General features: G+C 70.9%; 10 protein-coding genes and 3 pseudogenes. 3 read left to right on the top strand and 10 right to left on the bottom strand.

The window, feature by feature from the left end:
* Positions 1–116 precede the first annotated feature (116 nt).
* Both ND748_RS15740 and ND748_RS15735 read right to left on the bottom strand, forming a co-directional pair.
* Positions 117–1,616, bottom strand: coding sequence for an aldehyde dehydrogenase family protein (locus ND748_RS15740; RefSeq protein WP_251746557.1), 1,500 nt, complete (start codon positions 1,614–1,616; stop codon positions 117–119).
* A gap of 87 nt (positions 1,617–1,703) precedes the next feature.
* On the bottom strand, positions 1,704–2,531 hold the full coding sequence (locus ND748_RS15735) for a mycofactocin-coupled SDR family oxidoreductase (RefSeq protein WP_251746556.1): 828 nt from the start codon (positions 2,529–2,531) through the stop codon (positions 1,704–1,706).
* A gap of 281 nt (positions 2,532–2,812) precedes the next feature.
* On the opposite strand from ND748_RS15735, the gene ND748_RS15730 reads away from it, so the two are divergent.
* Positions 2,813–4,438, top strand: a complete 1,626-nt coding sequence (locus ND748_RS15730) for a TetR family transcriptional regulator (protein WP_251746555.1) — start codon at positions 2,813–2,815, stop codon at positions 4,436–4,438.
* Between the two features lie 157 nt (positions 4,439–4,595).
* Here ND748_RS15730 and ND748_RS15725 read toward each other — a convergent pair.
* Positions 4,596–5,810, bottom strand: a pseudogene (locus tag ND748_RS15725) (IS3 family transposase).
* A 182-nt stretch (positions 5,811–5,992) separates the two neighbouring features.
* Positions 5,993–6,448, bottom strand: coding sequence for a GNAT family N-acetyltransferase (locus ND748_RS15720; protein ID WP_251746554.1), 456 nt, complete (start codon positions 6,446–6,448; stop codon positions 5,993–5,995).
* Positions 6,449–6,580: 132 nt separating this feature from the next.
* Between ND748_RS15720 and ND748_RS35045 the strand changes: the two are divergent.
* Positions 6,581–6,902, top strand: a pseudogene (locus tag ND748_RS35045) (helix-turn-helix domain-containing protein); the annotation flags it as partial.
* Here ND748_RS35045 and ND748_RS35040 read toward each other — a convergent pair.
* From ND748_RS35040 to ND748_RS15710, 3 genes and pseudogenes are all read right to left on the bottom strand, one after another.
* A pseudogene (locus ND748_RS35040) lies at positions 6,868–7,197 on the bottom strand (transposase); the annotation flags it as partial. The pseudogenes ND748_RS35045 and ND748_RS35040 overlap by 35 nt on opposite strands.
* A gap of 74 nt (positions 7,198–7,271) precedes the next feature.
* Positions 7,272–7,592, bottom strand: a complete 321-nt coding sequence (locus tag ND748_RS15715; protein WP_251746553.1) for an enoyl-CoA hydratase/isomerase family protein — start codon at positions 7,590–7,592, stop codon at positions 7,272–7,274.
* A 315-nt stretch (positions 7,593–7,907) separates the two neighbouring features.
* Positions 7,908–8,747, bottom strand: coding sequence for an enoyl-CoA hydratase/isomerase family protein (locus ND748_RS15710; protein WP_251746552.1), 840 nt, complete (start codon positions 8,745–8,747; stop codon positions 7,908–7,910).
* 95 nt (positions 8,748–8,842) lie between these two features.
* Here ND748_RS15710 and ND748_RS15705 point away from each other — a divergent pair, with 95 nt between their 5' ends.
* Positions 8,843–9,202 carry a helix-turn-helix domain-containing protein gene (locus tag ND748_RS15705; protein WP_251746551.1) on the top strand — a complete coding sequence of 120 codons (360 nt, stop codon included), beginning with the start codon at positions 8,843–8,845 and terminating at the stop codon, positions 9,200–9,202.
* Positions 9,203–9,245: 43 nt separating this feature from the next.
* On the opposite strand, the gene ND748_RS15700 is transcribed toward ND748_RS15705, so the two are convergent.
* The 3 genes from ND748_RS15700 to ND748_RS15690 all read right to left on the bottom strand — a co-directional run.
* Positions 9,246–10,220 (bottom strand): SDR family NAD(P)-dependent oxidoreductase, encoded by a 975-nt coding sequence (locus ND748_RS15700; RefSeq protein WP_251746550.1) that lies wholly within the window; start codon positions 10,218–10,220, stop codon positions 9,246–9,248.
* Positions 10,217–11,098, bottom strand: coding sequence for an LLM class F420-dependent oxidoreductase (locus ND748_RS15695; protein ID WP_251746549.1), 882 nt, complete (start codon positions 11,096–11,098; stop codon positions 10,217–10,219). Before ND748_RS15695 ends, ND748_RS15700 begins: the two co-directional genes overlap by 4 nt.
* Before the next feature lie 9 nt (positions 11,099–11,107).
* On the bottom strand, positions 11,108–11,815 hold a 708-nt coding region (locus ND748_RS15690), incomplete at its 5' end, for an SDR family NAD(P)-dependent oxidoreductase (protein WP_251746548.1).

The following is an 11,815-nucleotide window of genomic DNA, read 5'->3' as shown; positions in this document are numbered from 1 at the left end:
GGGGGCCGCCCCGGGGGCGGGCGCGGCCCCCCCCCCCCGCCGGGCGGGCGCTGCCCGCATGCACCGCGAAGACCCGCTCCAGCCAGCCCACCCGGCCGCCTGCGCCGGCGGCCGGGTCAGGCACCGACGTAGCCGACGGTCTTGGCTTCGGTGTAGGAGGCGAAGCCTTCCAGGCCGCCCTGGCGGCCCAGGCCGCTCATCTTGTATCCCCCGTACGGCCCGTCGGAGCCGTAGAACATCCCGCCGTTGACGTTGATGCTGCCGGTGCGGATGCGCCGGGCGACGCCGAGGCCCCGCTCGACCGACGCCGAGTACACCCCGCCGGACAGCCCGTACGGGCTGTCGTTGGCGATGCGCACCGCGTCGGCCTCGCCGTCGAACGGGATCGCGCACACCACCGGCCCGAAGATCTCCTCCCGGGCGACGGTCATCGAGTTGTCCACGTCGGCGAGCAGCGTCGGCTGCACGTAGTAGCCGCGCGGCAGGTGCTCGGGCCGCCCACCGCCGACGACGACCCGCGCCCCCTGCGCCCGGCCGGCCTCGATGTAGCCGAGGACCCGCTCGCGCTGGCGGGCGTTGATGAGCGGGCCGGCGAGGTTCGCGGGATCGGTCGGGTCGCCGTAGGGCAGGGCGCCGATCACCCCGGCGAGGATCTCCACGCCCTCGGCGTAGCGTTCGCGCGGCAGCAGCACCCGGGTGAGCAGCGCGCAGCCCTGCCCGGAGTGCAGGCAGGCGCCGAACCCGGCCAGCGGCAGCACCGCGGCGAGGTCGGCGTCGTCGAGGACGATCATCGCCGACTTGCCGCCGAGTTCGAGCAGGGTGCGCTTCATCGTCGCCGCGGACTTCTCCACGACCAGGCGGCCCACGCCCGTCGACCCGGTGAACGACACCATGTCGACCCGCGGGTCGACGAGGAGCTGGCCGGCCACGGCGTTGTCCGAGCAGGGCACCACGTTGACCACACCCGGCGGGATGTCGGTCTGCTCGGCGATGAGCCGGCCGATGCGGGTGGCGTTCCACGGCGTGTCCGGCGCGGGCTTGAGCACCACCGTGTTCCCGGTCGCCAGCGCCGGGCCCAGCTTGTTGATCGTGACCTCGAACGGGAAGTTCCACGGCACGATCGCCGCGACCACGCCGACCGGCTCCCGCCACACCGCCCGGTGGCTGGGGCCCATGAGCTGGGTGTCCGGCAGGGACCGCTCCCAGGGGAAGCTGTCCATCAGCTCCAGCGGGCCGCGCAGCCCGTCGGCCAGCGGCCAGTCGAGCTGGGCGATACCGGTGACGGCGACGGGCGCCCCGGCCTCGGCGACGAGCTCGGCGCGCAGCTGCTCACGCTCGCCCTCCAGCGCCTGCTGGAGCTGCGCCAGGCAGCGGCGACGCAGGTCCCGGTCGGTCGACCAGGCCGACTCGTCGAAGGCCCGGCGGGCCGCGGCGATCGCGGCGTCCAGGTCGACGGCCGCGGCGTCGCTGGTCTGGCCCAGTACCTGTTCGGTGGCCGGGTTGATGTTGTCGTAGACGGCGCCGCCGGTGGCCTCGACCAGCCGGCCGTCGATGAGCATCCGGGCCTCGCCGACCACGGCGGGGGTGGTGGGGGTGGTGGGGGTCGCGCTCGTCATGGAGACTCCTTGGTCCTCCGCCGCCACCACGCCGGGGGGCGGTGATCCGATCGGGTGAGCGGGCTGCCGGGCCTGGCCGTCGCCGTGCTAGCGGCGGACGTCCATGCCGGCGTCGACCTTGAGCAGGCTGCCGGTGAAGGAGCGCGCGGCGTCGGAGATGAGGAACAGGATGGCCTGGCTGACGTCGCCGGGTTCGATCATGGGGAGGTCGGGCAGCATCGTCTGCATCGCGTTGACGAGGTTGGGGTTGGCCTCGATCACGCCGAACAGCGCCGGGTTCTCGGTGACCATCGGCGTCGCGCAGTTCGTCGGCGCCACCGCGTTGACCCGGATGCGGTGCGGGGCCAGCCAGTTCGCGTACGAGCGGACCAGCGCGATGACGGCGTTCTTGGCCATCCCGTAGGCGTCGGAGCCGCCGCGGCCGTCGGTGAGCGGCAGCAGCGCCGCCATGGAGCTGGTGGCGACGAGGTTGCCGCCCTGGCCGCGGTCGATCAGGTGCGGGATCGCGACCTGGAAGGTGTTCCACACGCCGATCTGCATGATGTCGATGCCCAGGCGCAGCGCGGCGTCGGCGTCGCGCTCGTCGCTGTTGCTGAGGATGACCCCGGCGTTGGCGAGGACCGTGTCGATGTGGCCGAAGCGTGCGACCCCGGCGTCGAAGGCGGCCTGCAGCGCAGCCTTGTCGCGCACGTCGGCCTCGGCGGTGAGCATCTGCCCGCCGGCCTTCTCCACCAGCCGGGCGGTCTCGGCCAGGTCCTCGGCGGTGCCCAGCTTGTAGGGCACGGCTTCGAGGTCGCGACAGATGTCGATGCCGACGATGTTCGCCCCCTGCTCGGCGAACGTCACCGCGTGCGAGCGCCCCTGACCGCGCGCCGCTCCGGTGATGAACACGACCCGGTCGTCCAACAAGCCCATGGATGCTCTCTTCTCGCCTCGGTCGGTCGCGGACCAGTGGCCCGCAGGGGCGGGTTCCGGTCGCTCCCCCGAGCGCCGGCCGCCTGTGAGCCACCACACTAGTAAGACACCTGTCATATTGAAACCCCGGGGTCGAACCCGATCGCCGCACGCCGCCGTGGACCCCTCTCCACCTGGCGCGATGCCCGCCCGCATACACTCGTTGGATACGCAATGCGATGCCGGAATCACCGTCCGGGAACCGCTCGTTGCGACGAGGCCCGAGGGAGGCCGGGTTGTTGATGCCCGATCCGCTTCCCACCCTCCGCCCGTACCAGGACGCCCCGGGCGCCGCCTCCCCCGGCGAGGGCACGTGGCTGCCGCGGCACCGGCGGGCCCCGTATCCGGCCAGCCAGGCGATCGGTGCGGAGGGCGCCCGCGCCTGCCAGGAGATCATCGCCGCGGCGCGGCGGCTGTTCGTCGAACGCGGCTACCACGGCACCAGCGTCCAGGCGGTGGCCGAGGCCACCGGCCGTTCCGACGCCGCCTTCTACCAGTACTTTCATGGCAAGCTGGAGGTCTTCCGGATCTTCTTCGAGGAACTCGGCGTCGACCTGGTCGACCACTTCCAGCGGCTGCCGGTGCTCAGCGAGGGGCCGGCGGGATTGGCGGTGTTCCGGGCCTGGCTGGGCGAACTCGGCGCCGTGCTGCGCCGGCACTCACCGGTGTTCGCGGAATGGCCGCTGTCCACCGCGGAACCAGCCGTAGTCGACAACTCGGCCCTCGACAGTGCGGCTCTCGACAGTGCGGCCGTTGACAGTGCGGTTGTCGACAACCCGTCCGAGGAGTACCTGCAGGTGCTCGCCGCGAGCCTGCCCCCGCGGCTGGCCCGCGCCGACACCGGCGGGGTGGACACCCGGGTGCTCTCCGTCGCCGTGATCTGCATCGTGGAGTGGACGCACATCGTCTCCGACGCCCGCGGCAAGATCGCGCGGGGCCCCGACGAGGACGACGCGCTGCACGACGCCCTCGCCAGCATGATCCACCGCGCGCTCTTCCCGGCTCCCGAATTGACCCCGCACTCCCCCGAACCAACCCCGCGCCTCGCCGAACCAACCCCGCGCCTCCCCGGTCCGACCGTGCGCTCCCCCGGATCGTCCCTCGCCAGCCCCCGCCCCCGCCCCCGCCCGGATCTCGCCGCTCTGGCCCGCGCCGCCGGCATCGCCGGGACCACCGGCACGGCTCGCACCGCCGCCCCGGCACCCGGCGAGGTTCCCGCGCAGCGGGACGCGTCGCTGCCGCCGGGGCTGCGCAGATCCGTCACCGGTCGGGGGCGCTCCACCGTGGAGACGATCATCGAGGCGGCGGTCGCGGCCTTCGAGCACCGCGGGCTCGCCGGCACCAGCGTCAACGACATCATCGCCCGCTCCGGCGTCGCGCACGGCACCTTCTACCGCTACTGGACCGACCGCACGGCCATCTTCACGACGCTGGCGCACCGCGCCGCGGTGCACATCTGCGACCACTTCGACGCGCTGCCCGCCGTGGGCACCGCCGACGAGCTGGCAGGCTGGGTCGACGACTGGCTGCGCATCGTCGAGCGGCACGGCACCGTGTTCCACATCTGGACCTGCGAGATCCTGGACAACCCGCCGCTGTGGCCGCTGGCCCGCGCGGTGCGCCTCCACCTTGAGGACGTCGCCGCCCGCCTGCCGCCCCCCCGGCCCACCGCGACGACGCCGGCCACCATGACGATCGTGTTGTGGACGGTGCTCACCGAGTTCCCCTACAACGCCTGGCTGCGCCACCCGGTGCTCACCCGCGAGCAGGTGCTGCACTGCCTGACCCTGCTGATGGCCCGCGGCGTCCTCGGCCTGCGGACCGCGACGGCCACCGACGGACGGACGGGATCCACCTGCACTGGCTGATCCCCCATCTCGCCCCGGGACCGCTTGATCACCCAGGTATCCATGGCATCGGGTCCTGACGACCCACCAGATCACCCGGCTCGGCCGGACATCCCAGCGATCAACGAACATCCTCTGATCCGCCCCGTTAAGTCCGGACAGACTCTATTAGGCTGATCTACACGGCGGACTGCTTTTTCAGGTATTCGTCGTGGACCTGTCGTGGGGTGCGGTAGCCGAGTGCCGAGTGGCGAGTGGCGAGTGGCGGCATGTCGTATTGTAACGGAGTTCGATGTACCGGGTGATATAGCGGCGGGCGTGCTCACGGGTGGGGTAGGCGGTGCGGTGGACCCGTTCGTTTTTGAGGGCGGCGAAGAATGATTCGGCCATGGCGTTGTCGTAGCAGATGCCGGTCCGTCCGACGGACTGGCGGATCCCGAGTCTGTTCAACGTAGCAGCGAACTGCGTAGATGTGTAGTTACTTCCGCGGTCCGAGTGGAAAACAGCTCCGTCGGTGAGCTGGTAGTTGCGGGCGGCCATGGTGATGGCGGTGTCGATGAGCCCGGTCTTGTAGTTGTCGTCATCGCCTAGCCGATGACGGCTTTCGTGTGGCAGTCGAGGACGGTCGCGGGGTACAGCCATCCTTCCCAGGTGGGGATGTAGGTGATGTCGCCGACCATCTTCGTGCCTGGGGCGTCGGCGGTGAAGTCGCGGTCCAGCAGGTCAGGGATCGCGGCCGGGGTCTGGCCGGGTTCGGTCAGAGCATGGCGCCAGGGGCGTGGCTGGCACAGCTCCAGGCCCTGCTCGCGCATGAGCGCACGGACGAGCTCGAGACCGCAGGGACGGCCCCAGGCGGCCAGGTCAGCGTGCACGCGCCGGTAGCCGTAGGTGCCGTCGGAAGCGGTGAACGACCGGACGACCAGCGTCGCGAGCTCCCCGCGGCGGGTCGCGGTCGCGGAGGCGGGCCGGTCACGCCATTCGTAGAAGCCCGAACGGGAGACGTCGAGCCAGACGCACACCTGGATGACAGACGGCACCGGTGTGACCGTATTCGTGGTGGTGCGGGTGGCGTACTCCGCGTCGATGAACTCGAACGTGTCGCTCACCGATGATCCCTGGCGAAGTACGCTGCGGCTTTTTTCAGGAACTCGTTTTCCATGCGCAGCTCACGGTTCTGCCGTTCAAGTTCACGTAGCCGGGCGCTTTCATCCGCGGTCGGCGGGGGTGCCTCGCCGGCGTGGGCCCGCCGGTAGGTCGCGACCCAGTTTCCGAGGGTTCCTTCCAGAATGCCGAGTTCCCGTGCGACATCGGAGATCGGACGAGGCGTCTCGATCACCATCTTCACGGCTTCTTCCTTGAACTCGGCCGAGAATTTCCCGCGCTTACGTGTCAACTATCCCTCCTTCCGTGATGCCCCTATTCTAGTAGGGGACACTTTCCGGAAGAAAAATGGCACCTCACGTTCTCGGCCTGGAGCCTGTCTACGACTGGCTGGTCGTCGACGACAACTCCGCACTGGCCGTTTGGGGGAACGTTAAGGGCACGTTCGGCTGAAGATCGGACAATGGGGGTGTCTCACGCGTTACCCGGGGTCCACTGCATCGACATGCGCGGATCCTCGATCCGCACGACTTCGAACCCGAGGCGGGTATAGAGGGCCTGTGCGGGATTGTTGACGAAGACGCTGAGCCGGACCGGAACGCCGCGCCGCTGAGCAGCCCGAAGGATGCCCCGTAACAGATGGGTGCCAATGCCACGACCTTGCGCCTCGGGGAGCAGCGCGATCTCCTCGACGAAGTCGTACTCACTCTGGTGGATGACACACACGTAGCCGACGGGTCGCCCGCTCTCTTCGACCACGGCAAATGGCAGATCGGCGAACTCCTTATCAGCGGTTATGCGCTGTTCCGCATCATCCCACCCCGACGTCTGTTCGACGTATGCCCGCAGGGCGGCTCGCCTCACCTCGAAGAAGAACTCTCGATCGCTGCTCAGAGCGGGCCGAACCCGAAGGTCATAGGAACGGGTCATTGTGTGAGGATACGACTTCGATCACTTCGCCATCAGTCGGGCTCGTTCCCCAGCCGTGAAGGTTTGCCCGTTGCGAGGACGCGCCGTGTCACTTGCCGTGGCGATCCGGGCGTCGGGCTGATGATCGATGGTGTGGCGGAACGGGTGCGGGTTCGGGAGATCGATCCGGATGAGGGGCAGCGGCTGTTACGGATCGTGCGACGCTCCAGCCGGGTCGGTGGTGACGTGGCGGCGGGCGCAGATGGTTCTGCTCTCCACACAGGCCATGACCCCAGCGAAGATCGCCGAGATGACGTTCACGTCGTAGGACCAGGTCCGCGATGTGATCCACAATTTCAACGCTGACGGGTCTACCTCGCTCTACCCGAAGTACGCCGGTGGGCGGCCGCTGAATTTCACCCTCCCGGAACGGCGTGAGATTAAGAAGATCGCGAAGTCCCGGCCCTCGGAACATCAGCGCATTCGAGTGTGACGAAGAAGGACTCCGTGACCGCATTATCATAGCAATCACCGGCAGATCCGGCGGAGCGTCGTACCTCATGTCGACGGCAGAGCGTGGTGAAGCCCCGAGATAGGTATTGACTTCCGTGGTCGGAATGATGAATGACACCGGGGGCGGGCCGGCGGTGCTGGAGCACCATGGTGAGGGCATCGGCAACGAGGGGGGTCTTCTGTTCGTCGGACATGGACCATCCGACGATCTTGTGGGCGTACAGGTCGAGGACGACCGCGAGGTACAGCCAGCCCTGCCCGGTCGGGACGAGGGAGACCGATCCTCAGTCTCGGCGGCGAGGGCGCGGGGACTACCGGCGAACGGGCCGGGTCATAGGCGGCCTTCGCGGCGCAGGTCGGGGTGCACCCAGGCCGGGGATCGGCGTTCGGCGAAGGCGCGTAGGCCTTCGCGAGCCTCCTCGCCGGGCACGCGGTCGCGCAGGGCGATGTGGTCGTAGAGGCCGATCTGGGCGTCCAGGGCGCGCTCGATGTCACCGCGGGCGCCCGGCACGGTGTGGCAGATCGCCGCCAGAGCGGCGCTCGCCTCGTCGAGGACCGCCTCGTGCGCCACGACCCGGCTGACCAGCCCCCATTCGAGGGCCTCGGCCGCCGTCGGGGTCCGCCCGGTGAACAGCAGGTCGCGGGCGCGCACCGCCGACCACGGCGAACAGCATCCGCGCGTAGCGCGTAGTAGGTGTCGGCGAAGCCGCGAAGCAGTTCCGGGACGCGGAACGTCGCCGCGCTCCTGCGAGCCGTGCCGCCGGTGCGTGGCAAGCGCGGCCGGCCCCGGCGCCGTTCGGACATCGTGCTGCCGACCGCGGCTACAACCACGACAAGTACCGCCGCCTGGTCCTGGGCCTCGGCGTCAAACCACTGATCGCCCGTCGCGACGCCGAGAACGGCTCCGGGCCCGGTACCCAACGCCGGGTGGTGACTGGCGACGCCGAAGGCATCCCGGTGGGAGTTCCTAGGTGATGTCGTCGACGAGAGCCTCAAGGCGGCGCTCTCCGGCGCGGGTGTGCGCGCCGGCGGCCAGGGCAGCCTTGGCGAGACGGGCTGCGGCGGGTTCGTCGAACAGTCCACCGAGGAGCTCGTTGGCCTTCCGCAGGCCGTGCGTGGTCGACTCGACCGCGGTGTCGACCGCTTCGGTCGCGGCGCGGGCGACGCCGGGAGGAAGAGCGGCGATGCGGGCGGCGAGGGTGTCGACGACGTGGTCGAGCTCGGTGTCCGGCACGGCCCGGTTCACCCATCCGATCCGTTCCGCGGTCGCGGCATCGATCAGCTGCCCGCCAAGGATGATCTCCAGGGCGCGTGCGCGACCCACCAGACCGGGCAGGTAGGCAGTGCCTCCCGCGCCCGGGATGATTCCCAGCCGACACTCCATCTGGGCCATGGCGGCGCGCTCGAGCGAGGCGAACCGCATGTCCATCGCGGACAGCAGTTCCGCACCGCCGCCGCGGGCCAGTCCGCGCAGCTTGGCGATGGTGATCTGCGGCAGCGACCGGATGCGTTCGTGCAGACGCATCATCGGGTTGAGGGACTGGTCCTGTTCGGGCGCGATGGGGAGGGCAACGAACGTCGCGGGGTCGTCGGCGGCCGTCATGTCGCCGTGCGCGACGAAGAAGTCCGGATCCGCGCTGTCGAAAACGATGACCCGGATGTCGTGGGCGCCGGACATGGCGGCCGCGAACCGGTCCAGGTCCGTCATCAGGGCGGCGTCGAGCAGATTGAGGGGGGGATTGTCGATCACGACGTGCGCCACGCCGCCGGTAAGAGAGATCTTGAGGGTCGAGTATGCGTCGGTCATGATTCCCGTTTCGCTGTCAGGCCGTTAGGTATCTGATGTATATCTAGTAGCGCGGATATACTTCAACGAAACCAGGTATCGCGAGGGAGACCGACGTGCCCGACGTGAAGCTCGACGGCGACGGCCGGGATCTGCTCGACCAACTCTTCGACAAGTGGTCCCTGCTGGTCCTGGCGGCACTGTGCGACCGCCCCCGACGCTTCAACGAACTCCGGCAGTACATGCCCGCCGTCACCCCGAAGTCCCTGACCGCCTGCCTGCGACGACTGGAGCGCAACGGCATGGTCGAGCGAGCGGTCGTGTCCACGGATCCGGTGGCGATCGAATACCGGATCACCCCCCTGGGCCGGACCCTTCGGTCCCCTGTGCACGCCATCCTGGAGTGGGCCGTCGATCATCTCGACGTGGTCGAGGCCGCCCGCTGTCACTACGACGAGCGACGGGTGGACACGTGACATCCCGGCATGTCTCGCGGCATTCCGGCAGGAGTTCCGAGGGCTACGCGGGCCGGGTCGGCGCGGCTGCGGCGGCGCGTTCGGTGAGGCGGCGGGTCAGGGGGCGGTCGGCGGCGCCGAGGTCGGGGACGGTGACCTCGCCGGCGGTCAGCAGGGCCGCGCCGGCGCGGACGTCCTCGGGGGTCAGCGCACCGTCGACGGTGAGGACGTCGCCGGTGGCGACGGCGATCCGGCCGACCGCGTCGACGCCGGCCTCGAAGGCCATGCCGGTGATGGTCGTCGACTCGTGCGCGAGCCACAGCGCCACCGCGGCCACCGACGCCGGCGGGGCGACCCGCTCGATCGCCTCGTACATCTCGGGCCGGGAGCGGGTGCGGTCGGCGGCCAGCCGGGACGCCGCGAACGGCGCGACCGCGTTGACGGTGATGCCGCGCCGGGCGCCTTCCAGGGCAAGCGTCTGGGTCAGGCCGTGCAGGGCGCCCTTCGCGACCGTGTACGGCAGCGCGGCGGCCAGGCCGAAGTAGCCGGCGGCCGACGTCGTCGTCACGATCCGCCCGTAACCCCGTTGCACCAGATGCGGCCAGGCGGCGGAGCACAGCGCCCAGGTGCCCAGCACGTGCACCCGGAAGAACTCGCTCAGCACGTCGGCGGTGACCTCGCGCAGCCGCACGATCCGGTCGATGCCGGCGTTGGCCACGACGACGTCCACGCCGCCGAACTCGGCGAGCGCGCGCTCGACCAGCGCCTCGGCGACCCCCGGCGCGGCGACGTCGCCGAGGTGCGCGACGGCCCTGCCCCCGGCCCGGCGGATCTCGGCGACGACGGCCTCGGCCCCCTCGGCCTGATCGCCGGCAGGCTCGGGCAGGTCGTTGACGACGACGGCGGCCCCGCGGGCGGCGAAGGCGAGCGCGTGCGCCCGGCCGACACCGCGCCCCGCACCCGTCACGAGCACGGTGCGCCCCACGAACGACAACTCCCCCGCCGCCGACGACGCCGGATCGGGATCCGCCGCGGTCACAGTTCGGCCGTCGGGGCGACGAGCTCGTCGCCGAGGCGGGCTACGTCGTCGAGCATCTCGGCGATGGTGCGCCCGCGCACGGCGACGGTGAGCCGGTGGACGCCGAAGTCGGCGTACACCTTCGCCTCCTCGACGTTGCGCGCCCCGCCCGCGGTGATCTCCAACGCGTCGGGGTCGCGCCCGGCGGCCCTGGTCTGCTCGCGGACCCGGGCGAGCAGCTTCGGCAGCTCGACGAGCGGGTCCTGGCCGGGGAAGACGAACGGGAAGTAGCCGTCGCCGCGGGTCGCCGCGCGGCGGATCGCGGCCTCCGACGCCCCGCCGACGAACAGCGGGATCGCCCGGCGCACCGGCCACGGCCGGCACTCGACCTGGTCGAAGGCGACGTACTCGCCGGCGAAGGTCGCCGTGTCGTCGCGCCACAGCACCCGCATGGCGTCGATGTACTCGTCCATCCGCCGGCCCCGGTTGCGGAACTCCATGCCGACGGCGGCGTACTCCTCGGGCAGCTCGCCGACGCCGATGCCGAGCATCAGCCGGCCCCCGGACAGATGGTCCAGGGTGGCCGCGGTCTTGGCGAGCACCGTCGGCTGGTGCTCGGGCAGGATGAGCACGCCGGTGCCGAAGCGGATGCGGGTGGTCACGGCGGCGACGTAGGTCAGCCAGATCAGCGGGTCGGGCATGCCGCCGCGCCGCGACAGCCGGTCCATGCTGCCGCTGGTGACACCGCGGTACGGGGTGGCGTCGGTGCGACGCGACTGCACGACGTGCTCCGGCGCCCACAGCGACTCGAACCCGGCCTGCTCGGCCGCGACGGCGAGCGCCACGGCGTCGTCGGGGTCGGGGAACCCGGTGCTGGCGAAGACGATGCCCCACTTCATGGCGACTCCTCAGAGGTTCACGGTCGGGGCGTCCTCGACCGCGCCGTGGCGGCCGAGCAGGTCGGCGAGGTAGGGCTGGGCGGCACCCATGCCGCCGTCGACGCGCAGCACGACCCCGTTGACGTAGCGGGCGGCGTCGGAGGCGAGGAACGCCACGACCCGGGCGACCTCGTCGGGCGTGCCCAGCGGCGACGGGGTGTGCGCGGCGAACACGGCGCGCATCCGGCGCAGCCCGCGGCCGGGCCCGCGCACGGTGTCGGTGAGCACGAGTCCGGGGGCGATGGCGTTGCAGCGCACCCCGACCGGGCCGTAGCGGGTGGCGATGCTGCGGGTCAGCGACTCCAGCGCCGCCTTCGACGCGCCGTAGGCCGGACGCAGGTGCTCGGCGGCCGCCGCGGCCCCCGACGAGGTGTTGACGATGGACCCGCGGCCGGCGGCGATCATCGCGGGCAGCACGGCGCGCGCCAGCAGCATCGGCCCACGCACGTTGACGGCCATCGTCGCGTCCCAGAGTTCCGCGGTCATGGTCAGCACCTCGGCGTCGCCGCCGCCGCCGGACAGCGCGGTCGCGGCGGCGTTGTTGTGCAGGATGCCGATCGGACCGAGTTCGGCGGCGACCCGTTCGACGCAGTCGCGCACGGCGGCCTCGTCGGCGACGTCGAGGGCGAGCGCGACGGCCCGCCCGCCGGCCGCGACGATCTCGTCGCGGACCCGTGC

It is taken from the genome of Frankia sp. AiPs1, from assembly GCF_023716945.1.
Lineage (GTDB): Bacteria > Actinomycetota > Actinomycetes > Frankiales > Frankiaceae > Frankia.
Note: the sequence above shows the minus strand (reverse complement) of the source record. Positions and strands in the feature narration are given on the sequence as shown.

Bases quoted from the DNA above. Each gene is read 5' to 3' on its own strand.
- ND748_RS15730 (WP_251746555.1), top strand. From the start codon at position 2,813: ATGCCCGATCCGCTTCCCACCCTCCGCCCGTACCAGGACGCCCCGGGC.
- ND748_RS15710 (WP_251746552.1), bottom strand. From the start codon at position 8,747: ATGACCGACGCATACTCGACCCTCAAGATCTCTCTTACCGGCGGCGTG.
- ND748_RS15740 (WP_251746557.1), bottom strand. From the start codon at position 1,616: ATGACGAGCGCGACCCCCACCACCCCCACCACCCCCGCCGTGGTCGGC.
- ND748_RS15720 (WP_251746554.1), bottom strand. From the start codon at position 6,448: ATGACCCGTTCCTATGACCTTCGGGTTCGGCCCGCTCTGAGCAGCGAT.
- ND748_RS15735 (WP_251746556.1), bottom strand. From the start codon at position 2,531: ATGGGCTTGTTGGACGACCGGGTCGTGTTCATCACCGGAGCGGCGCGC.
- ND748_RS15695 (WP_251746549.1), bottom strand. From the start codon at position 11,098: ATGAAGTGGGGCATCGTCTTCGCCAGCACCGGGTTCCCCGACCCCGAC.